Here is a 24,191-nt window from a genome sequence, read left to right as displayed (position 1 = left end):
ATAATCTGTTTAGTTATAAGCTTGTTACAAAATAATTTATTATTCTATTAACATTGCATCTCCAAAACTAAAAAATCTATACTGTTCATCTATTGCTTCTTGATATGCATCCATTATATTTTTTTTTGATGCAAATGCACAGATTAGCATCATAAGCGTAGACTGGGGTAGGTGAAAATTAGTTATTAGTTTGTCGACTATCTTAAATTCAAACCCTGGATATATAAAAATATCTGTCCAACCAGAAGATGCGGTTATGGTGTTGTTCTTTTTAGCAGCAGTCTCAAGTGTTCTAACTGATGTAGTTCCAACAGCTATTATCTTTTTACCTTTCTTTTTTGTTTCATTAATGATATCTACTGTCTCTTGACTTATAGTATAATATTCCTCATGCATTTTATGCTCTAATACATCATCTACTTTTACTGGTCTAAAGGTGCCTAAACCAACATGTAGCGTTACAAAAGTTATATTGACTCCCTTGTCACTTATTTTTTCTAATAATTTTTCCGTAAAATGCAGACCTGCTGTTGGGGCTGCAGCTGAACCTTTTACTTTTGAATAAACTGTTTGATACCTATCTTTATCATCTAACTTTTCTTTAATATAAGGTGGCAATGGCATTAGTCCTAGCTCATCTAAAATTTCTTCAAAAATACCTGTATACTTAAAGTCAATAAGTCTATTGCCATCTTCTTTTATTTTAATTATTGTGCCAGTAAGTTTTTCGCTAAATTTTATTTCTACACCCACTTTAGCTTTCTTTCCCGGTTTTACAAGAGTTTCCCACACATTGCCTTCTACTGACTTAAGTAATAAAATTTCAATGACTGCTCCTGTCTCAACTCTTTTACCAAATAATCTTGCAGGCATAACTCTAGTATTATTTAAAACCAAGGTATCCCCTTTATCCAAATAATCTAATATATTATAGAAATGTTTATGCTCAATTTCTCCAGTATGTTGATCTAATACCATTAATCTTGATGTATCTCTATCTTTAAACGGCCGTTGGGCAATTAACTCATCTGGTAAATCGTAATCAAAATCTTTTGTATTCATTAGAGCATATTCTCCTTTATACCACATTAACAGGCACTAAGATTCCCGCCGTAGGTTGTGAGCTTCTAGCTTATTTCAGTGGGAAATTAAGTGCCTGTAAAATGCCCGATTGGTTTAACTAATACTAACAATCATATTCAAATATAATACTAGATTCAATAGATTAAAGCAAACAATTTATAACAAAAGAATTATTAGTAAAAATATTAATAAAGAGCGCAATGCCCCATTATTTGCACATAAGGAATTGTGCTCTTAATCTTTATCCCCTACTGTATATTAGTTTTTGAAAAACAATGAGCCAGCCATAAAAGTTTTGCTTGAAATCTTGGAGTTCGAGTCTAAGTTGTTAATCAGGGATAAAATTATTGATAAATTAAATTGTTTCTATCAGTACATCCATAACACCGCCACACACCATACCTTCTGATTCTGCAACTTCGCCTGTCATATCCACATGTTCTACTATAAATCCTTTTCTTTGGATCACTTCTCTTGCTTTAGTTAAAACTGCTGCTTCACTACACCCTCCACCTATGCTTCCAATTGTCGTTCCATCATAGTAACTTATCATTTTAGCGCCTGATTTTCTAGGAACTGAACCTTTTGTAGAAAGTATAGTAATTAATGCTTTCGGTATATCCGATACTTCACTTATTTTTTCCATTACCTCAATATTTAATTCACTACCCTTATTTTCTTTACTATTATTTTTACTCGCAATTAGCTCTGCTATAATAGAAATAGCTATTTCATCTGGAGTGATAGCACCAATATTAAGTCCTATAGGTGATTTTACTTGCTCCAGTATATCTTTGGGAAACCCTTCATCAACTAACTCTTTCATCATTCCTTTTACTCTTCGAGTAGAACCAATCATACCAATATAATGAAGCTTATGCTGTAGAACCTCTCTAAGTATAATTCCGTCATAACTATGACCTCTCGTTACAATAACTACAAAATCTGATTTTAGAAAGGTGATTTCATTAAAAGATTTCTCAAAACTATTACAAATTATCTCTTTAGCTTCAGGAAATCTTGCTTGATTTGCAAAAGAAATTCTATCATCTATTACAGTAACTAAAAAGCCAATTCTTGTTGCAAGTTCAGTTAATGGTTTTGAAATATGTCCACCTCCAAATATAATTAAACGCGGATTTGGAATAAATGGTTCGATCAAAAGATTTATATTATTTTCTAATTCGTAAAATTCTAGGTTTCCAGAATTATAAGCTACACTTATTTTGTCATAAATATCAGTTAGATCCTTATCTTTATCCTCACTTGTGATTAATACTTTGTCTAATGTTAATCCATTTACTTTATTAAAATAAGTTAACATAACACATCGTTCACCTGCGTTTATTTTACTTAAAAGTTTCATATATTGATTTTCCAATGTATTTTCTCTCCTTCAAAATACAATTCCTTTCACTTTATCCATACTTTATTTAATGCATTAAGTACGATATTGGAATTCTAAATTATAATACCCCTGTTTCCTACTCAAATAATGGGGTAATAATAGAAAATAATTATGAGGTTTACCATTTCAAAGATAATGTATCTTATTCCCTTTAAACACCTCATATATTACATAATTCTATAATCAATAAGTTCTATTGTAAACTAACTTGGAGGTGGAATAATGAAATACGAAATTCTTACAAATGAAACAAAAGCTCAGCCAACTGTCTCTATAAGGATAATAACTCCTTTAAATAACTTACTCGCTGAAATTGAAAAGACTTGCACTCTAATAAAATCTTATCTAGCGAAACTAGGAGAAAAACCTAATGGACCTAATTTTGCAGCTTATTATAACTGGGATAAGGAAAAACTTGATGTTGAAATAGGTTTTACCCTTTCCAAAAATATTACTGGTCTAGGATCAATAACTTCTAGTATCATTCCTGCGGGCAAAAAAGTTTCTACTTTTTATACAGGACCATACAAAAAAATAGCACCTGCTTACAAAGCATTAAAAGAGTACATGGATGAGAATGGTTTTAAACCAGAAGTTAATTATGAATTTTACCACAATTCAATCAAAGACGTTCCTGAAAGCGCACTTCTCACTGAAATTGTATACTTGGTAGAGTAATTGTATTATATTAGTATAACTTATTAGACAGTTCTATCAATTATTGATAGAACTGTCTGTTTTTTAATAGTACTATGAATACCTATTAAAAGAAGCTAACTGTACTCGATATTAACTTTGCTACCTCCCAAGCCAGATACTGCTGGTTTAATTAATAATTTAATAGGTACTCGATTTTTTATTGACTCAACGTGACTTATGATGCCAATGGATAATTTATCATTATGAATAGTTTCTAGTGAATCCATAACTACTTCTAAAATATTGTCATCTAATGTACCGAAGCCTTCATCTAGAAAGAATAATTCCAAAGGCGCGGTTCCTTTTAATTGTATTTGTGCTGATAGGGCTAATGCAAGAGCTAATGAAGCTAAAAACGTCTCTCCGCCAGATAATGTAGTTGCATCTCTTTTAGCCCCGCCGTTTTTATAATCTCTTATAATGAATTTACCATTTTCATCTACTTCAATCCCATAATTACCACCTGTAATCTCTTTTAATTTTTTAGATGCTTCCATAGATACGTATTGTAGTTGATGAGTTGCGACATATTCTACAAAACGCTTTCCTTTAAATAGCTTTTCTAAGTCGTTCAACAGACCCAATTTCTTATCTACATTTATTTTATCTTTTAATACTGACTTTTGTATATCTAATCTATTCGAAATTGTATTTATCTCAGTATAAAGTGAAAATTTGGTTTCCTCTAGTTCTTTAACTTTAGCCTCTTTTTCTGTTTGATCTGACTGAATTCTTTCCCACTGGTTAAGTGTAATACTCTTACCATCTATTTTTTTAACAATACTTTCCATTGTTCCGGTTAATTTATTTAATATTTGAGTGTATTGTTCAATTTCATCTTGCAATGACTTAATTTCGTTTATTGGTAAAAGATAGTTCTTAACATCTGCTAAATTTACAAAGTCATGTTCTTTTAATTTTATATCTAAAGTTTTTTTATCTTCTACTGCGCGTTTTTGCAAAGATATTAAGCTATTTTGATTTATTATAATTTGCTCATTATAATTACTGTATTCTTCGTCATATATTTTTTTTTGGTTTTCTACTTTAATATAATTATTTTTTATAGCTTCAATACTACCAGTAATATTTTTTAGTTCAAATCTTAAATCACTAATATTGCCTAATTTTTCTATTATCGAAGTTTCTTTTTCTACTATATTTCGTTCTTTATCAACTAATGCAACTTTTTGTTTCGCATAATTTTCTCTTAATAAAGAATTATTTACTCTTAACTTTTCTCTTTTATTAATTTTTATTTCAATAATTTCTCTAGCTTTTTTTATACTAGCCTGTAATTCACTTATCTCTTTATCCTTTTTTATAATGTCATCCCTTGTTTTTTTGATATCTACAACTTTTAGATCTATTTGATACTTATTCAATTGTTTTTGATCTACATTTAAATTTTGATTTATCTGTTTAAACTCTTGTGTATATTTTTCTTTGTAATCTCGATTTTGTATTAAATTAGCTTCCAAAACGCTACTAGAAACATCAATTTTATTTTTTTCTTCTTTCATATTATATAGTTTTTTTTCCAGCGAGCTTTTTTGTGTCTCAAAAGATACCACTTTTTCCTTTAAATCATCGTACTCTACTTGTATTTTCTCAACTTTTGTATTTAAAAAGTCTACGCCTAATTCCTCTAAATTTCTTTTAACTTCTTTAATTGAATTTTCTTCTATATTTCTATTTGTTTCTAGTGTAGTTATCTCTCTATCTAAATTATTTATTTTAATATTTTGATTATTATATTCGTTTTGATATTTATTTAACTGTGTCGCATCTATATGATTAATGCGATCTAGATGATGATCTTCTGAACCACAGACAGGACAGTACTCGCCGGGTAATAAGTTGTTTCTTAATGTATATGCTATGTTTTCTTTTTCTAATTTTTCAACAATTAGTTTTAATTTATCTAATTCTAAGACCAATAAATTTTTATCTATATACTTTTCTTTTAAACTCTTAATTAGACCTTCATATTTTCTTTCTTTTAACGTAAGGGAACCACTCAGTTCATTGTAATAATCCCATTTTTGAATAGAAATGTTTAGTTGATCTCTTTTGTGTAAGATTAGTTCATGATCACCTGGGCAAGTAGCAATAAGCTGTTCTAATTCCCGAGTGACACTTTCAATAGATTCATTACATGCCTTTTGTTCTACTTTGAGATTATTATACTGATATTCTTGCTTATCTATATTCCTACTGAGCAATTCTATATTTTCTTCAACTTGTAGTTTGTTATTTATTTTTTCAAGAATTCTTTCTTCTAACGAAAGTGCTAGTCTTAAGTTTTCCCTATACTCGTAAGGTACATTTCTTTTCTCACTCTCGTCTTCTTTATGTAATATTTCCAAGTTCAATCTCGTTATATTTTCATCAAAATCTTGTATTGTTTGATTAGTGCTTTCTATTTCTAATTCTAATGTAGATATTATATCTCTTAGTTCTACTCTTTCTTTAACCAATTTATCTATTACTTCTTGAACGCTTACAGCTTCTTCAAGATGTATGAGTTTTTGGTTCAATATAGGTAACTTCTCTTCTTTATCTTTTAATATACTCTCGAATTGTTCTAATATATCAGCTCTCTGAGTATTTATAAGTTTAAATCGGGTTTGTAGCTTTTGTAATTTATCTTCTACATATACTACTTCGATTTTTGTATTTTCATAACTTTCCATATAGGGTTTTACAGCATTTGCACTTTCTCCTAGCTTAAGCTTTAGTTTTCCTTTTTCAATTTCTTCTTCTCTTAACTTTAATTTGACTAACTTATCATTATAAGTCTTTAATTCTTCTTGCTGAATCCAAAGTTCTTTTGACTTTATGTAGTTTTCTTTAATTTTTATTAGTTCATTATTATTTTTTTCTAACTCAACTTCAATACAACTTAGATTGAGTTTCTTATGTTCTAATATATCTTGACTAATATCTTCAAAGCCTTTAAGTTGACCAACTAATTCGTTTTCCATTTTCCTATATCTTCTTATTTCGATAACAAGTTTATTTGATAAACCATCACCATACTTCTCTAAATTAAATAAACGTTCTAACATATCTCTTCTATCTTTTCCTTGTAGCTTGAGGAATTCACTAAATCTACCTTGTGGAAGTACAACTGTTCTTGTAAAATCATCTAGATTTAACCCAATAATTTCTTCGCATTTTACTGTCACCTGTCTAACACTTTCTTCTAATACAATTTCTTCTCCACTAGTAATATCTAATATTCTAGCTAACTTGGTTCTAATATTACCTAATTTATCTCGTTTAAACTCTCTATGTACTCTATACTTTTTAATTTCAGTATTAGAAATTTGAAATTCAAAGCTTACTTGTAATAATTCTACATTAGTATTTATGTAATCAGAGCTTTTTCTCGACACTTCGCCATATAAACAAAGAGTAATGCCATCTAGTATAGTAGATTTTCCGCTTCCAGTAGGTCCAAATATTCCAAAAAGACCCTTTTGAGTTAGTTTTTCAAAATCTATAGTCTGTTCTTCTATAAAACTATTTAATCCTTTAAGCTTGAGCTTCAGCGGTTTCAATATACTCCTCCTTTACTACATCCATTAATAGCTGTACTAATTCTTCTTGTGGTTCTACTTTTCTCTCTCTAAAATAAAATTCTCTAAATATTTCTTCGAAAGGCTTTTCAGTTAAATTTTCTAATGTGTCAAAACAATCATCTACAGTATTAATTATTGGGAGAATTTCTATAATATCATCTTTATAACTTTTCATAATCTTTATTTCATCTTCTTTAATATACCTGTCGGTTTCAATCTCTAAGTAGGTCCAGCAATTTCTACCTTTATTTTTCTCACAAAGTTCTATAGCATGTTGTATACTTGTACATTTCCATACTTCTATAGGTTTATAAACTTTAAAGTCTATTTCTTCTATATTCAGTTCTCCACCAGGCACTAAGTCTATTACATTACACATTTTAGGATAATGAATTTCTTTTTTACTATAGTGAATAGGAGAGCCAGAGTAACGAGCTTTTTTCAAAGTACCTGGAACTATTTGAGGTTTATGTATATGCCCCAGAGCAATATATTGTGCTTTTTGAGGGAAGCTACTACCATCTACAATATAGCTACCACCCAGTTGAATATTTCTTTCAGAGCCTACTGTCTCACTTCCCATAGCAAATAAATGGCTTACTACTAAGTTAATTGTATCGTCTCTATAATAATGTTCTAATTGTCGAAAGAACTCTTGAATACGCAGGGTGTAGCTGCTAAGTCTATCTTCTTCAGTAGTTGCCTCTCTATAGAGCACTTCATTTAACCGCTTCTCACTTGGATAAGCTAATGTAAGTATTACTGCATTCTCTCCATTGATTTCTACTTCTACCATTCCTTCTGAAGAATTTACTACTTTGTGTTGCCCGTAGTTTCCAGTATCTACAACAGTTTTTGGCGTCCCTACCATGATAATTCCATGATCCCTTGCTAATGGACCTGCAGCCACTAATCTTTCAGGATTGTCATGATTCCCAGCAATAATTAGAATCAATCTTTCTCCATTAGCTGAGATATTTTTAAGGGTATCGTAAAACAACCTTTCTGCTCTAGCAGGTGGGTTACTTGTATCATATACATCCCCAGCTATAAGTATTATATCAATCTGATTTTCTCTTACTATTTCTACAAAATCATTTAAAAAGGCTTCCTGCTCATCCATCCTACTGTAACCTTCTAAATGCTTTCCTAAATGCCAATCCGCTGTATGTAAAATCCTCATAATCTCACCCCCAATTTATTCTTCTGTTAGTGTTTATATCAAAATTCTTTATTATCAGTTTCATACATATTGTGAAATTTGTCAATAGCTACAAAAGTGACTAATAGCACTCTTACTTTAACTGACTACAATAAGATCTATTAGACACTAAAAGCTCCCCTTAAAGAAAACAGATTTTTAATATTCTGTCTACCTTAAAGGGGAGCATATCAGTTGTAAGGGTTATAAATTTATTGAAGTATAATTGTCTTAATGATTCTGGGATTTAATGATATAATCTCTCATGCCTATTTACTCTGAATCTATAGAGTTTCATTCCTAATTCATTGATTATACCAGCTTTGTTCATAGCTATCTGCACTTGCTCTTCTACAGTATCTATTCCCTCTAAGTTAGGTAATAATAAACCTCTCCTCGACCCCTTCTCGACAATTACACCGTACTTTATAATATCTAATTCTTCTTTTGAATAAATCATTTCTGGTTCCATTAAAATATCTACTTTAATATCTAACTCCAACAACTCATTAGATTCAACACTATCAAATCTAGGATCATCATTACAAGCACTAATACTATTATATATAATCTCTTCTGCTATATCGTCCTGAACTGGTGAAATAGTTCCAATGCAACCTCTTAATTCATCGTGTTTGTAAATAGAGACAAATACTCCCGCTTTTTTACTTTGAGTTTCTTTAATGAAATCTTTAGAAAATTCATTTCTAACCGTCTCTAAATCAAGTTTTCGTTCACTATTTACGTAATTTTCTATACTCAAACGAGCTAATTTTATATAGTCATCTTCATTATAAATTTTTTCTCTATAAATATTCATACTTAAGTTAAGTAGATCAGGCAATAGTGACAACTCTTTTAAACCATCATTGCTACTTAAATAGCCTGTCAGATATCCAACTCCAAAAGGTCCTTCATAACTAAAAATTTTAGAATCATATGCTATTGCATCTAAAAACCCGAATCCCATTAAAAAAGATCTAATTCCACATTGACCTGCTTCTTCTAAAAATTTTTTATCTAAAGTTATTAAGGATAAAGGATTTTTATCAATAATAGCTTTTTTAACCATTAAATCAAAGGCTGGTCCAGAAGGATGAAAATCATAAGGTCCTTCATTTTTTAGTGCATGAGACAAATCTCCACTACATACAATTAGTACTGATTCATTTCTTTCTTTAATAACTTCTTGAATCTTTTGACCTAAACAGTAATTTTCTTTTAAAGACGTAAATCCTGGTGTTATATGAACTATGTCGTAATTTGAGTGGTATTTATCTATAAAATACATTGGAACCATTACACCATTATCTAGTGTAATATCTACGCAATAATTTTTTGCCAATTCTTCATCTAATAGAATAGATACAAAGTCACTTTTTTCGAACATATTGAAGATATCGTTTGCCAGTTTAACATTCGTTTGCTTTTTGAATACAACTTGTGGAGATCCATAAGCCGAAAAATCTCCATTTATATTTTGTTTGTTTAATATACATGTTCCATTATTAAAACTGTTACCATGAGGTGTTACGAAAATAATAGTTTGTGGTTTTAATTTACCAACTAACTGCCCTAATCTATCCATACCAAGAATAGTATCTTTACAACTGCTCTCTTTACCATCGCCTATTTCTGGAATGATTACTGGTGGATGTGGCATAAACACTACATTAAAATTTAACATTATCTTACCTCACATTTCCTAAATATACATTTTTAAAATACTTGAGTGCTTTTTCTCGAATTTCTGTCATTATACCTATATCAGTGGGAGGATCGTCATATCTATATACAGGAAAGTATCTAGATATATGCAATACAAACTCTTTATTGATTAGGTATAATTTCTTAAATAATTCTTCCATTTCATTTAACTGATCGCTAATTCCTGGAACTATCAGCAACGAAATTTCTACATAACATCTCTTTGATGCAATCTCAATTGTTTTAAGAATATCATTTAAAGTTCTACCACCTAGTTGTTTATATAAATCATCATTATAGGTCTTTAGATCAATATTAATAGCGTCTATATATTCTATAATATCCATAAGCGGTTTCTCATCTATAAAACCATTAGTTACCATGACATTTTTTATTCCTTGTCTTCTTGCTAACTTAGCGACATCATACATCATCTCATAAAATACTGTAGGTTCATTATAAGTGTATGCAATTGAAGGTACTCCACTATCTATAGCTCTGTCTACAATTTCAGATGGTTTCATCTGTACTGTAAGTGGAGTTTCTAAACTAATCTCATAATTTTGGCAAAAGCCACAATGTAGGTTACAACCAAAACTACCAATAGAAAGTATTTTACTCCCTTTCATCCAGTTGACAATAGGTTTTTTTTCTATAGGATCAACATTAATAACAGAGATTTCTCCATAATTTAGACTATACAACTTATCATGTAGAACCTTGCGTACACCACATCTTCCCGTCTGACCATTTTTTAGTTTGCAATGATGTGGACATAGATTACAAAGAATTATCTTACCGTTCTTATCATAAAACATAGCTTCTTTCATTTAATCACCTATTATTATTTATCCAAACTTTTCGTTTTTTAAACACACAATAATTAACAATATTAATAAAGTGAATACTTTATCATTATTACAATACAATATACTATTTTCAACAACGTATGTAAATGTTAATACTTCTGACTTCTAAATTTAGTACTTGTTATTTATTATATAAAATTATAATATTATATAATAACATACAATTATAAAGTATATGACATAATGTAAACTATAATAAATCAAAGGAGTTAAGTTACATGTGGAAAACAGTAAGAATTAATTCGAAAAGTAAAACTATTACAACTGAGGATTATAATAAAACATATGTCGGTCTAGGTGGACGAGGTTTAATAGCTCAGTTTCTCCATGACGAGGTTGACCCAACTTGCGATCCATTAGGTGAAGATTCAAAAATTATTTTTTGTACTAGTTTATTCGCAGGGACTGGTTTAGTATGTGCTAACAGGTTATCAGTTGGAGCGAAGAGTCCTTTAACTGGGGGAATTAAAGAATCTAATGTTGGTGGTAATGCTGCAGCAGCTTTTGCTGAGCATAATATTAGATCTATTATTATCGAAAATAAACCTGAAAATAGTAACTCTCTTTATATGTTATTCATCAATGCAGATGGAAATATAAGTTTGGAAGATGCTTCAACATATGAGGGCATGAATAATTATGAATTTGTTGAAAATATGCAAAAACTATATGGTGAGAAGGTGTCTGTTATTTCTATTGGAAATGCAGGAGAAAGGCTATATAAAAACTCTTCACTTCAAGTTACTGAGTTTGGTACAAATTACCCTTGTCGTGCTGCTGGTAGAGGTGGCTTAGGTTCAGTACTTGGTTCTAAACGTATTAAAGGTATAGTCATTCAGAAGGCCAAAGCAAAAACTGAGTATCCTTACGCTGACAAAGAGACTTTTATGAGACTAAGGAAAGAACTTAACCAGTCCGTGATAGAATCATCTAAAACAAGTCCTTTCTCATTAGTAGGAACCGCATCTACAATTGATTTTGTTGGACCTGCTGGTATTATACCAACTCATAACTTTACAGGAGAAATTTCTGATAAAATTGATAATTTAAAGTCTGATAAATTTATGTCTTTTGTAAATAAAAATGGTAAAAATCAACACCCTTGTCAAGCAGGTTGCCTCATAAAATGCTCAAATATAGTAAACGATGACCAAGGCAATTTCCTTACCGGTGGTTTCGAATATGAAACAATAGCACTATGTGGTCCTAACTGTGATATTTACGATTATGAGACTATTGCTAAAATTGACAGATATTGTGACGATATTGGATTAGATACAATTGAGACAGGTGCAACTATTGGTGTCTGTATGGACGCTGGAGTTATTCCTTGGGGAGATACTCATGCTGCTCTAGACTTATGTAAACAAATGGGAGAAGGCACTGATCTTGGCAATTTATTAGGTCAAGGAACTGAAATAGTTGGAAAACACTATAATAGCAATAGAATACCTACATGCAAAGGTCAAGCAATCCCTGGTTATGATCCTCGAGGCTCAATAGGCACAGGTTTTACATATGCTACTACTTCTATGGGGGCTGATCATACTGCAGGTATTACATTAGGTCCTGATGATCCTACAGATATTGAAGCAGCAGTTGCTACATCAGACACCATGCAACATATTTTTGCAATTGCTGATAGCATGACTTGTATGATGGCAATGGCAACACTTGGTGGTCAATTAGATAAGGTTGCACTGCTCTATAATGCAATGTACGATACTGAGTTGAATGCAGGTGATCTTTTTGCTGCAGCTGATAAAAATCTATTATTAGAAAAAGAATTTAACGAAAAAGCTGGTTGGAAGCCTGAAGACAACGTAATTCCAGAGTTCTTTCGGAATGAGCCTTTACCATCTACTGGAAGAAAATTTGATATTCCACAATCTCTACTTTCAGGAATTGATAAAGTTCAATGATAATATTTAATAACCAAGAGTTTGAGTATATTGATAATGTAACCATTTCCCAATTTATTCAAATTATGAAAGATAGAAAAGTCCTAAATAGCCACAATGCTTTACTTATAACTAAAAATAATAAATTAATATCACCTTCCGAAATATATATCGAGAAAGTAAAGGATGGAGATATTATAAATGCTAGAGTTATGCCTGTAGGAGGCTGATTCAAAAAACGAACGAGAGCTTTTAAACTTTCGTTCGTGTTTTGTAAAAATTTTTACTGCTTCTATATGTAAATTAAATCACGAGTAACTTCTTTTTTATAGATAATGTGTTTGATTGATTAATATAAAATTCTAATACTAGGTTATAACCTTTATTAAATTTGCTAAAGTATTGTATCCGTCTTTAACAACATCGTATCTTTCTCCTTCTATACCCCATAATGCAAAAACACCAATTATTGTAGCTCTCCATAAATTATATAATTCTTCAAGACTCGTCTCTTTAGAAAACTCACCTTCATTTTTCCCTCTATCTAACAAATATAGGATATAGTCCTTTTGTATACTTAGCCCTATTTTTTCGCCTGTCATTGACTCAGATAATAACATCATAACAATGTTTTTAGAGAAAATATTTCCGTTTATTTTAACAAACTTTAAATATGAATTCACAAATTCTAAATAACACTCCGATGCACTCTTGTCTTTATCATATACAAATAACTTTGATACCTTGATATTTTGTTGTATTGATATTTCAAATAACATATCTATTTTACTATTAAAGTGATTATAAAAAGTTCCCTTAGCGTAACCACAAGCATCACATATTTGACTTATCGTTACTTTTGTATAATCGTATTTTTTCATTAAATGCATAGACATATCTAAAAGTTTATTGTATGTCTCTTGAGCTTGTACATCTCTTAATGTTTGCTTTTTAGCCATTAATTCACCTTCTTCTATTATAAAAATCAGCTAAATTACAGTGCTGAACCTAATACATTATGTAATTATTACTTTTTATAATTAAGTATATCTCTTTTTTAGTACATAAAATTATAAAGACTCAATTTAATATATGGTTAGTATAATATCTTTATTTAATGGTGTCAATATTTTTGATTAATATACAAAAATCCGTACTCCACCCTCTATTATGCTATATTGATTATGATCTATTAACCTAATTGATTTTGTATAATAATTTATTAATTAATTCATAGAAAAGACAATTGTTCTCTTTTGTGAAAAATATGTTTATTATTATTGACATAAGATTAACTATCAGTTATTATCTTATTAAGTGACCAATAGTCATTGGTTTTCGGTCACTTAAATATATTATAAGGGGGATTATAAATGAAGAAAGCAAAAAAAAGTATAACATGCCTTTTAGCTATAACTATAGCACTGGGTATAATAACTGGGTGTAGTCAAGATTCAGGTAAGAATGGTACTTTTACTGGCGTAGCTAGAGGCTATGGTGGTGATGTAGAAGTAACAATTATAATTGAGAATGATAAAATCATTTCAGTAGATGCAAAAGGAGATAATGAAACTGCTGGTATAGGTAGTAACGCTATAGAACAACTTCCTGATGCGATTATAGAAGCAAACTCAGCTGATGTAGATGCAACATCTGGAGCTACTGTAACCAGTAATGCAATTAAAGAAGCTGCTCAATCTGCCATAGATCAATCTAAAGGGGCGTCTAATGTAGATTTACCAGAACTTAGTATGACACCAGGTACATATGTTGGACAAGCAAAAGGATATGCTGGAACACTTGAAGTAACTGTGGAAGTATCTCAAAATGAAATTATTTCGATTGAATTAACAGATAATATTCCACAAGAAAATGAAATGATTGATAGAGAATTTTGGGCAGCAAAATATCCTATATCTATGCTAAGGGATACAGACCAAATATTAAAAACCGTTTCAGATAGATTACCTGATAGAATAGTTGAATCTCAATCTTTAGCTGTTGATTCAATAGCAGGTGCTACAGCATCTAGTAATGGTTTTCTATTGGCTATGAGCGACGCTATAGAACAAGCTGGCGGAAATCCAGCAGCACTTAATAGACCTATAGAAAAAAGTACAGAAGAAATTGTTTATGATGCTGATGTTGTAGTTATAGGTGGTGGAACTTCAGGATCTTCAGCTGCAGCTAGTGCGAAAGAAGAAGGAGCCAAGGTAATATTGATTGAAAAATCAGGTCGAGTTGGTGGTACTGGCGCACTATCAAGTTCTCCACTTACTCTAGGTGCAAAAATCCAAGAAGCAAATGGTGTAGAAGTAATGGATGAGGATGAACTTTTTGAAGAATGGATGAGACAAAACCACTGGTATTCAAACGGTGGAATACTTAGAAGATTTTTTCAAACAACAGGTAGCACAGTAGATTGGCTAGAGACAAAAGGTTTTAATTGGTCACTATCTCCATGGGGACAACACTGGAATGTCGACTATGCAGATGATGCCCTAGGTAGCATGGGAGTAGCAAATTCTTTTACATCACTTGTATCTGATGTAGATAATGTATTATATGAAACAACAGGTCAATCTTTGATTCTAAATAGTGACGGTGAAGTCGTGGGAGTCAATGCAGAAAGATATGATGGTGCAAAAATTATAGTTAATGCAAAATCAGTTATTATTGCTACTGGCGGAATGCTTGGTAACAAAGAGCTAATGGCTAAATACAACAATGGAAGCTCTTATGAAATTTTTGGTTTATCACAAAATATAGGAGAAGGTTTTAAAATGGGAGTAGAAGCTGGATCAGTAGAATGGAATGTTGGTGGTGTAGCTGCCCATTTAACAGATATTGCTGGTAGAAAAAGAATAGAAGGTTTTAATATATATGATACTTCAATACCTTATACACTTTCAGTTACACCTACACTTCTTAAGGTTAATCCAAGAGGAGAAAGATTTATGGATGAAAATGGTAAATCAGGCTCTATGAATGCTAGTACAAACTACGCTTTAGCAGCTGGACAATATAATTATACTATTGTATCTCAAAAACAATTAAATGCCCTAAAAGCCGATGGTTTAGCTGGTACTGGAATGGATACTTATCCTCCAGGAGCTAACTTCTTCTTACAACCCCTTACTCCAGACTATAAAATGGAAAACATTGAAGCAGTATTTGAAGCAGGAGAAGAAATTGGCATTATATTCAAAGGTGATACACTTGAAGATCTAGCAAAAGCAACAGATATGGATCCAGCTACTTTTGTAAGGAATGTCGAAAGATACAATGAAATGGCTACTAATGGTGTAGATACTTATTTCAACAAACCAAGTCAATATATGGATCATCTAGGAGATACAGGTCCTTATTATGCTATCAAGGCAGTACCATTAGCATATAGCAGCCTTGGTGGATTAAGAATAGACGAAAATATGCAAGCATTAACCGCTGATGGAAAACCAATTAAAGGATTATATGCAGTAGGTGTAGATTCTATTGGTGCAGTCTTAGATGGAGTTGCTTATCCCGAACTAGACGGTGTAGCATTAGGATGGGGATTAAACTCGGGTAGAATTGGCGGAATAGAAGCCGGAAAAGAATCATTAAGATAATTGTATTTATGCGTATTATAAAAAAATACTCTCAATATGTAATTAAATTACCCCACTAAAAAAACTTAAACTTATAAAACAAGCATGAATAGCCTAAAGGCTATTCATGCTTGTTTTTACTCATAATTAGTATGATTTTTTTTATTATGCTAACAAGTTGTTGATGATGATAAATATACAATATCTACCTACTTAAACTTTTCATTAATGATTGTAGTATCAATTTCAACTATTTTCCTCTCATAGTCTTTCGAAACATAGCTAAGGAAGTATATCAAAGGTATCACAAGATAAACTGCACAAAATAGATACATAATTTTAAAAGATGCTAATTCAGCTATCAAACCTAATAGAATAGAACCACCACCTACACCAATATCCATTGCTGCAAAAAAAGTTGCATTTGCTACTCCTCTTTTATTAGATTCTACCATATTCATGACCATTGTTTGTAGGGTTGGCATTAAAGTTCCATTAGCAACTCCTAAAAGAACAGCTGCAGTTAAAAAAAGAAATATACCATTTGCTGCTGATAATAAAACAAGCCCTATACTTTGTATAATAAATCCAAAAATAATCATAGGTCTCGGACCATGTATATCCATTATCTTACCTGTAAAGAGCCTTATAGTTATAACTCCAATAGAATTAATTAAAAAGAAAAGCCCTCCATTAATTATTCCAATATCTTGACTGTAGATTATTATAAAAGATAATACACCACCGTTAATTACACCAAACATGAGAACAACAAGTACAACAGAAAATACTTTTTTCTCAAAAATTGTCTTTATATTAAATGGTTTAGATGACAATTCGATTTTAGGAAAGTGTACAAAGTTAGACATCAAAAAAGCTGATATAGCTAAAAAACCTGAAAGTGCAAATAATATCCAATAATTATTATTTCCCATAATCGATAAAGCGATTGCAGGTCCCAAAGCCATAGCTAAGGTATTTGTCATTCCAAAATAGCCAATTCCTTCTCCTCTTCTCTCAGAAGGTACAATATCACCAACGATAGCACCTGTTCCAGTAGTAGTAAAGCTAAATGCCAATCCATGTATAACTCTGAGAATAACTAAAAGAATAAATGTAGCTGTAAAATTATAAAGAAATGACAATATTGAAAATGCAATTAAAGCAATAACGAAAGGTTTTTTTCTTCCAAAATGATCATATGCGTATCCTGCAAATGGTCTTGCAGCTAATGCAGCAAAAGAATATAGACCTAACAAATATCCTACTTGAGATTCACTAGCACCTAATACACTTATAGCATATAAAGGTAAAATCGGTATTAAAAACTGAACTCCTAAATTTAAAAATAAATTTAGGCCACTAAATAAAATAAAATTCTTTGTCCATAAAGTACTACTTGCTTTTTTTCCAAAAATACCTACCAACTCCTATTATTACAAAGCAGCTAGGGCGATTCAAGCTGCTTAGTTCTTTCTTATTTTAATTTTAAATATATATCTGTGAAATAATTATAATTTAGCTTCAATTATAACATTCATACCAGTATTTTGCTATAGATTCTTATGCATAGTTAATTTTTTGTTTGTTATTATTACTTCTTTCCTAGACAAATTCCCTATGGTGTTCAAACTTGTATGAAACTTAATATTTTATTTTGAATCATCTACTCCATAGCTTTTTTAACAGCATTTAACCATCCAGCATAGAGTTTTTCTCTTTTTTCTTCATCCATACAATCTATAAATGTAGTTTCGATACTAGACTTATTACTAATTTCTCCTTGATCATTCCAGAATCCTACAGCAAGTCCTGCCAAGTATGCTGCTCCTAATGCTGTTGTTTCAAGAACTTTTGGTCTATTCACCGGAACACCAAGTATATCTGCTTGAAACTTCATCAAAAAATTATTTGCTGATGCTCCTCCATCAACATTTAAATCTTTTAATTTTATACCTGAGTCTTCTTCCATTGCTTGCAATACATCTTTAACTTGATATGCAATAGATTCTAACGTAGCTCTTACAATATGTTCTCTTTTAGAACCTCTAGTTAAACCTAAAATAGCCCCTCTTGCATACATATCCCAGTATGGAGCACCTAATCCTGTAAAAGCTGGCACCATATAAACACCATTTGTGTCCTCTACAAGATTTGCATAATATTCAGATTGAGCTGCATCGTATATCAATTTTAATTCATCTCTTAACCATTGAATAGAAGAGCCTGCATTAAAAATACTACCCTCTAAAGCATATTCAACTTTGTTGTTTATCCCCCACGCAATAGTTGTTATGAGTCCATTATTTGATTTTACAGGTTTTTCACCAGTATTCATTAACATAAAACACCCTGTTCCATATGTATTTTTAGCCATTCCAGGTTCAAAACATCCTTGACCAAATAAAGCTGCATGTTGATCCCCTGCATCTCCACTTATTGGTATCTGAACACCATCAAAAGTTTCAGGATCTGTATATCCATATATATGACTTGATGGTTTTACCTCTGGCAACATACTTATAGGTATATCCAGTTCAGCTAGTATTTCTTCGTCCCACTTTAATTCATTAATATTGTAAAGCATTGTTCTCGACGCATTGGAATAATCTGTAACATGCACTTTTCCCCGGGTCAAATTCCAAATTAGCCATGAATCTACTGTACCAAAACACAAATCACCTCTTTCAGCTTTTACTCTAGCATCTTTTACATTGTCTAATATCCATTTTATTTTTGTAGCTGAAAAATATGCGTCAATAATAAGCCCAGTTTTTTTAGTGATTATTTCTTGCCAACCTTTTTCAATTAATTCCTCACATATATCTGCTGTTCGCCTACATTGCCATACGATAGCATTATAAATTGGACGACCTGTGTATCTATCCCATATTATGGTAGTTTCCCTTTGATTAGTAATTCCAATAGCTGCTATTTCATTAGTTTTTATTCCTATTGTGTCTAATACTTGCCTTGCTGCCCCGCTTTGTGTTCCCCATATTTCCATGGCATCATGTTCTACCCAACCAGATTTAGGATAAATTTGTGTAAACTCGCTTTGAGAAGTGCCAATAATATTACCCTCTCTATTAAATAAAATTGCTCTTGAACTCGTAGTCCCTTGATCTAATGCGAGTATATATTTTTTCATATTAATCCTCCTGTGCAATTATATTAAGTTTATTATACAATACTTTGTATAATGATTTTAATTATTATTGTACATTTAATCTAGTATAACTAACTCTAACAGATACCCATAATATTTTTATTTGTAAGTTTATAATATCTGATCTAAATAATCATATTCCTTTTGTCTACTTATGTTCTGGTAATTTATTTCGTTAAAATTTATATCGATAATTTTATTTTCTTTAATCCCCACAAATCTTCTATCAATTCCATCTCTCAATAACTCAACAGCTCTAACACCCATTTTAGTAGCTAATACTCTATCAAAACCTGATGGGTTACCTCCCCTTTGAACAAATCCCAAAACTGTGCTTCTTAAACTTATTCTCAGGTTGACCTCAATGTATTCTTTTAGATCTTCAATATCATACATCTTTTCTGTAATAATAATAACATTATCCTTTTTTCCCTTATCAACATTTTCCTTTAACCTTTTGCAAATAATGTCATAACTTAGCTTCTTTTCAGGAGTAGCAATTATCTCTCCTCCTCCTGCTAAACCAGCGTATAGAGCTAAATCGCCACAGTACCTTCCCATTACTTCGACAATTGTAGTCTTTTCATGTGATGAATCTGAATCCTTTATCTTTCCAATACACTCTAAAACTGTGTTTAAAGTCGTATCAAAACCTATACAAAAGTCTGTATAAGCTAAGTCATTATCGATTGTTCCAGGTATACCAACCACCTTTATACCTGACTTAGCAAGCTCTTTAGCTCCTTCAAAAGAACCATTTCCACCTATAACAATTAGACCGTTGATTCTGTATTTTTTTAATGTGTTAATTGCCTTTTGTTTTCCATCTTCTTTAATAAATTCCTGGCATCTTGCAGTTTTTAGTATTGTACCACCTCTTTGGGATATACCATCGACGTCGAAACAATTTAAAGAAATAACTTCTTCTTTTACTAAACCTTGAAATCCGTATTTTATTCCTAAAACTTCTATGTTATTGTGCTCTGCGGATTTAACTACTGCACTAATCGCTGCATTCATGCCTGGAGCATCTCCTCCACTTGTTAAAATTCCAATTCTCATCCAATTTCACCTTCTTCAAATTTCGCAAATTTATAACAAATTAGCCTTAAGTATTTCATTAAGTAAAAATACGTTGATTAAAGTTTTAACTTGTAATCAACGTATTTTTACTTCCGTTTTTATAATATGATACAAACTAGTTTACTATCAAAGTGTAGTAGTAAATCCTCCATCTACACTTATACTCCAGCCATTTATATAATCAGATGCTTTGCTTGCTAAAAATATAATTGTACCCATTAAATCTTCCATCTCTCCCCATCGCCCTGCTGGGATTCTATCTGTTATCTTTTTATAAAATAAAGGATCTTTCCTTAGTTCAGCATTTACTTCTGTTGCTAAAAATCCTGGAGAAATCGCATTGCTTTGAATATTGTATTGACCCAATTCATTGCTGAAAGATCGAGTTAAGCCAATAATGCCGTGTTTTGCAATAACATATGGAGGACAACTCTTATCAGCAGTATAAGATAATGCAGAACCGATGTTAATAATTTTACCGCTTTTTTGTTTAATCATTATTTTCCCAATTTCATGGGACAAATAGTATGCCACATTTAAATCAAGTTCTATACAAGCATCATAAGCCTCGTCGGGATAATATTCAAAATCAGCAAATTTACTTACACCTGCATTATTGACGAGGATATCTATTTTTCCGTACTCTTTCATACAAGTATCCACTACTTCTTTACGGTGTGACTTTTGTGTTAAATCACCTTGGAGAAAGACAACCTTTCTTCCTTCTTTTTCAATCAGTTCTCTTATTTCCGTAATATCACTTGTAAAATGTGGTATAAACAAGTCTGCTCCTGCTTTTGCAAATGCAACAGCATAGGCCATTCCCAAACCTTGATTTGCACCAGTTACAATTGCTACTTTTCCCTTAAGACTAAAGTAATCTAATGTAAAATTATCGAATATATCTGTCAATTCGCTCTCCTCCCCCTATTTGCTCATCATTTTTCTGATGGTTTTTGCAATACCAACTCTTTCTACACCATAATATTTATATACTTCATCAGGATCACCTAATACTGCAAATTCGTCTGGCATTCCTATTCGTTTAAATTTCCCACAGAATCCTGCTTCGCAAAGAGTCTCTGCAACTGCACCACCTAACCCGCCATTTATAGAATGATCTTCTACAGTTACGACAACTCCTGTTTTGTTAGAATATTTCACGATAGCATTTTTATCTAATGGTTTTATCGTATGCATATCTATTACTCCAACGCTTAGACCATCTTTTTGTAATTCCTTAGATGCCATCATACACTCATAGATACATGAACCTGTTGAAATAATTGTAACATCTGTTCCTTCAATAGTCTCTATAGCTTTTCCAATTGTGAATTCATAATTGTCGTCAGCGTAAACATTAGGAGAACCTGCACGGTCAATACGAATAATCATAGGACCATCATATTCCATAGAAGCACGTATTATCTTGCGACATTGCCCTGCGTCTGCTGGAACTACAACTGTTAAATTTGGTATAGCACGATAAAGTGCTAAGTCAGCAATATCATTATGTGTAGGTCCGCCACCAGCTGTCACACCAGAATGAGTTCCTATTAGTCGTACATTCACATCATTGTAGGCAATATCTGTATGAATCTGGTCTGCAGCACGAAGTGGTAAAAATGGTCCAAATACTTGTGCAAAAACAATTTCTCCAGCTAAAGCAAGCCCTGCAGATGCACCAACCTGATTTGGTTCTGCAATTCCAAAGTTAAAGCACCGCTCAGGATAATTTTGAGTTAATTTACCTGCTGCAGTAGAAGGTGCAACATTATCACTATATGTAAAAACGAAATCAAAACCTTCTTCAGCCATTTTTAATAATTCTTCTCCATATGCTTCTTTTGCACTAGATAACATCTGATCAAAATCAAAAGTTGTTTGTACTGCCATATTATCTCACCATCCTATTCTTCTCGACTTGTTGTAATGCTTCATCAAGTTGTTTTTTTGCAATGCCACCGCCATGCCATTTTGGATTGCCTTCCATAAAATCTACACCTTTACCCTTAACAGTATTGGCAATTATGAAGATAGGTTTCTGCCTTAGTGTAGGTTCAGCGGGACCTATTTTTTTAAATGCTTCACACACTTGAAGCATATCATTACCATCTTCTATTTCAATTACTTCCCATCCAAATGCTTCGAACTTTGGCGCTAAGGGATCTAGACTCATAACATTTTCTGTTGTACCAGTCATTTGAACTTGGTTTTTATCAACTATAGCTACCAAATTTCCCAGTTGAAAATGACCAGCTGCCATAATAGCTTCCCAGTTTGTTCCTTCATCTAGCTCCCCATCACCTGTTATAACAAAGGTTCTCCAAGGTGCTTTCTGTTTTCTCGCAGCTAGTGCCATACCAACAGCCACTGGAAGTCCATGTCCTAATGAACCTGTTGAGACTTCAATTGGTTCACAGTATTTTCTGTTACAGTGCATACCAAATTTTGCTGTATGTAATGACTCAAAATGTTCAACCATATAGTCCATTGTGTATATGCCTAAATCTGAATAAATAGTATACAATGTTTCACTACAATGTGCCTTACTTAAAACCAATCTATCTCTATCTACCATTTCTATATTTTTAGGATCAAAGTTCATATACTCATAGTATAGAGCTACTGCTATTTCAACCATAGATAACTCTCCACCTAAATGACCCATACCGATTTGATAGATAAAGTTTAATAAATCTTTTCTTATTTTTAAACACTTGTCATCTAGCTCTTTTACTCTCTCTAGTTTAATTTCACTCATAATATTTGCACCTTCCTTATATCTATTCTAAATCTTTATTACACTTAATTAGTATTTTAGGGTATTTACCAGTAAGTTGTGCTTTAAAAGCTTCATCTGCATCCTCTATATTATAAATTTTAGTTGTAAGATCACTTAAATCCATTTTAGTCAGCATTTGTATTGCTCTTGGAAAAGCATAAGGTGCTACATAATATCCTGATACAGTTAATTCATTCATATAACAATATTTATATAGGTTAAATGGCATTTCATAATCATTTGGATACATTGCACCATACAGTAATGTACCACCTCTTGCTGTGATTTTAGGCAGTACACCTACTGCTCTTACAGAGCCTGAACAATCAACAACTGTATCGTATCCTCTACCATTTGTAATTTTCATTGACTCTTTTTCAATATCTTGTGTAATTGGATCAATTGCGTAATCTGCACCATATTTTATAGCTAAATCTCTTCTCTCAGCAATAGGTTCACTTATTGTAAGTGAAGTTGCACCATACATTTTCACGGCTTGCAAACCTAGAAGTCCAATAGGTCCACCACCTGAAATGAGGACACGTCCGCCAAATTTGGGACTAATTTTATCCATCATACGTACCGCTATAGATATAGGCTCTAATAAACACCCCTCTTTTAGTGATACATCATCAGGCAATTTATAAATTTGTGATTCGTGCCACACAATATATTCACTCATTCCTGGACGATTAGATTCATTAGCATATTCGCAAAATTGTTGTTGACCGTTTTGGCAGTAATAACAGGTGCCACAGAATTTTAGAAAATTACCAGCTACCCTATCGCCAACTTTCAACCCTTTTTTAGTCGCTTTCTCTCCCAATTCTACTATAACACCTGATACTTCATGTCCCAAACCGAATGGCGCTTCCCATCCAAAAATACCTCCTACCAAGTGAGGATCAGATCCACAAATAGCGCAGTATGCTACTTTTAATTTTACATCCTCGTCGCCTAAAGCATTTATTGGCATGTCTATTATGCCAACTTTACCTCGTTTAGAAATATCATTATCTTTCATGTCTCCAACTTTTATAGCTGCAACAACTTTCATAAATATATCTCCTTCCTTTTTTTAGTCATGAAAAAAGTTAACACATCTCTTT

18 protein-coding genes are annotated in these 24,191 nt (G+C 31.8%); 4 read left to right on the top strand and 14 right to left on the bottom strand.

The window, feature by feature from the left end:
* Positions 1-39: 39 nt before the first annotated feature.
* Together queA and GC105_RS01935 are read right to left on the bottom strand one after the other, a co-directional pair.
* On the bottom strand, positions 40-1,062 hold the full coding sequence (gene queA / locus GC105_RS01940; RefSeq protein ID WP_152801139.1) for a tRNA preQ1(34) S-adenosylmethionine ribosyltransferase-isomerase QueA: 1,023 nt from the start codon (positions 1,060-1,062) through the stop codon (positions 40-42).
* A gap of 376 nt (positions 1,063-1,438) precedes the next feature.
* The gene (locus GC105_RS01935) at positions 1,439-2,464 is read right to left on the bottom strand and encodes an XdhC family protein (protein ID WP_246169659.1); all 1,026 of its coding nucleotides are present in this window, start codon (positions 2,462-2,464) and stop codon (positions 1,439-1,441) included.
* A gap of 249 nt (positions 2,465-2,713) precedes the next feature.
* Between GC105_RS01935 and GC105_RS01930 the strand changes: the two genes are divergently transcribed.
* Entirely contained in the window at positions 2,714-3,169 is a 456-nt protein-coding gene (locus GC105_RS01930) for a GyrI-like domain-containing protein (RefSeq protein WP_152801137.1), read from the top strand.
* Positions 3,170-3,264: 95 nt separating this feature from the next.
* Here GC105_RS01930 and GC105_RS01925 read toward each other — a convergent pair whose 3' ends face one another.
* The 4 genes from GC105_RS01925 to amrS all read right to left on the bottom strand — a co-directional run bounded on the left by GC105_RS01925 (position 3,265) and on the right by amrS (position 10,515).
* On the bottom strand, positions 3,265-6,756 hold the full coding sequence (locus tag GC105_RS01925) for an AAA family ATPase (protein WP_152801135.1): 3,492 nt from the start codon (positions 6,754-6,756) through the stop codon (positions 3,265-3,267).
* Entirely contained in the window at positions 6,731-7,960 is a 1,230-nt protein-coding gene (locus tag GC105_RS01920; protein WP_152801133.1) for an exonuclease SbcCD subunit D, read from the bottom strand. Before GC105_RS01920 ends, GC105_RS01925 begins: the two co-directional genes overlap by 26 nt.
* Before the next feature lie 265 nt (positions 7,961-8,225).
* A complete protein-coding gene (gene amrA / locus GC105_RS01915; protein WP_152801131.1) occupies positions 8,226-9,665 on the bottom strand; it encodes an AmmeMemoRadiSam system protein A in 1,440 nt (479 codons plus the stop codon).
* Positions 9,666-9,669: 4 nt separating this feature from the next.
* Positions 9,670-10,515 carry an AmmeMemoRadiSam system radical SAM enzyme gene (gene amrS / locus GC105_RS01910; protein ID WP_152801129.1) on the bottom strand — a complete coding sequence of 282 codons (846 nt, stop codon included), beginning with the start codon at positions 10,513-10,515 and terminating at the stop codon, positions 9,670-9,672.
* Positions 10,516-10,772: 257 nt separating this feature from the next.
* Between amrS and GC105_RS01905 the strand changes: the two genes are divergently transcribed.
* Positions 10,773-12,476: an aldehyde ferredoxin oxidoreductase C-terminal domain-containing protein gene (locus GC105_RS01905; protein WP_152801127.1), complete on the top strand. Its 1,704-nt coding sequence runs from the start codon at positions 10,773-10,775 to the stop codon at positions 12,474-12,476.
* Positions 12,477-12,541: 65 nt separating this feature from the next.
* Positions 12,542-12,685 (top strand): hypothetical protein, encoded by a 144-nt coding sequence (locus GC105_RS01900; RefSeq protein WP_207706923.1) that lies wholly within the window; start codon positions 12,542-12,544, stop codon positions 12,683-12,685.
* Positions 12,686-12,823: 138 nt separating this feature from the next.
* Here the strand turns inward: GC105_RS01900 and GC105_RS01895 are convergent, their stop codons facing one another.
* The gene (locus GC105_RS01895) at positions 12,824-13,414 is read right to left on the bottom strand and encodes a TetR/AcrR family transcriptional regulator (RefSeq protein WP_152801123.1); all 591 of its coding nucleotides are present in this window, start codon (positions 13,412-13,414) and stop codon (positions 12,824-12,826) included.
* Between the two features lie 414 nt (positions 13,415-13,828).
* Here GC105_RS01895 and GC105_RS01890 point away from each other — a divergent pair, with 414 nt between their 5' ends.
* Positions 13,829-16,066 carry an FAD-dependent oxidoreductase gene (locus tag GC105_RS01890; protein ID WP_152801121.1) on the top strand — a complete coding sequence of 746 codons (2,238 nt, stop codon included), beginning with the start codon at positions 13,829-13,831 and terminating at the stop codon, positions 16,064-16,066.
* Between the two features lie 188 nt (positions 16,067-16,254).
* Here the strand turns inward: GC105_RS01890 and GC105_RS01885 are convergent, their stop codons facing one another.
* From GC105_RS01885 to GC105_RS01855, 7 genes are all read right to left on the bottom strand, one after another.
* Positions 16,255-17,472, bottom strand: a complete 1,218-nt coding sequence (locus GC105_RS01885; RefSeq protein WP_152801119.1) for an MFS transporter — start codon at positions 17,470-17,472, stop codon at positions 16,255-16,257.
* 239 nt (positions 17,473-17,711) lie between these two features.
* The gene (gene glpK / locus GC105_RS01880) at positions 17,712-19,196 is read right to left on the bottom strand and encodes a glycerol kinase GlpK (RefSeq protein ID WP_152801117.1); all 1,485 of its coding nucleotides are present in this window, start codon (positions 19,194-19,196) and stop codon (positions 17,712-17,714) included.
* 129 nt (positions 19,197-19,325) lie between these two features.
* Positions 19,326-20,276 (bottom strand): 6-phosphofructokinase, encoded by a 951-nt coding sequence (pfkA, locus tag GC105_RS01875; protein WP_152801115.1) that lies wholly within the window; start codon positions 20,274-20,276, stop codon positions 19,326-19,328.
* A gap of 147 nt (positions 20,277-20,423) precedes the next feature.
* Positions 20,424-21,209 (bottom strand): SDR family oxidoreductase, encoded by a 786-nt coding sequence (locus GC105_RS01870; RefSeq protein ID WP_152801113.1) that lies wholly within the window; start codon positions 21,207-21,209, stop codon positions 20,424-20,426.
* 15 nt (positions 21,210-21,224) lie between these two features.
* Positions 21,225-22,193 carry a transketolase family protein gene (locus GC105_RS01865; RefSeq protein ID WP_152801111.1) on the bottom strand — a complete coding sequence of 323 codons (969 nt, stop codon included), beginning with the start codon at positions 22,191-22,193 and terminating at the stop codon, positions 21,225-21,227.
* A 1-nt stretch (position 22,194) separates the two neighbouring features.
* Entirely contained in the window at positions 22,195-23,061 is an 867-nt protein-coding gene (locus tag GC105_RS01860) for a transketolase (RefSeq protein ID WP_152801108.1), read from the bottom strand.
* A 22-nt stretch (positions 23,062-23,083) separates the two neighbouring features.
* On the bottom strand, positions 23,084-24,139 hold the full coding sequence (locus GC105_RS01855) for an alcohol dehydrogenase catalytic domain-containing protein (protein ID WP_152801106.1): 1,056 nt from the start codon (positions 24,137-24,139) through the stop codon (positions 23,084-23,086).
* Positions 24,140-24,191 lie beyond the last annotated feature (52 nt).

The organism is Alkalibaculum sporogenes (genome assembly GCF_009362815.1).
In the GTDB taxonomy this organism is placed as follows: Bacteria; Bacillota; Clostridia; order Eubacteriales; family Alkalibacteraceae; genus Alkalibaculum_A; species Alkalibaculum_A sporogenes.
Note: the sequence above shows the minus strand (reverse complement) of the source record. Positions and strands in the feature narration are given on the sequence as shown.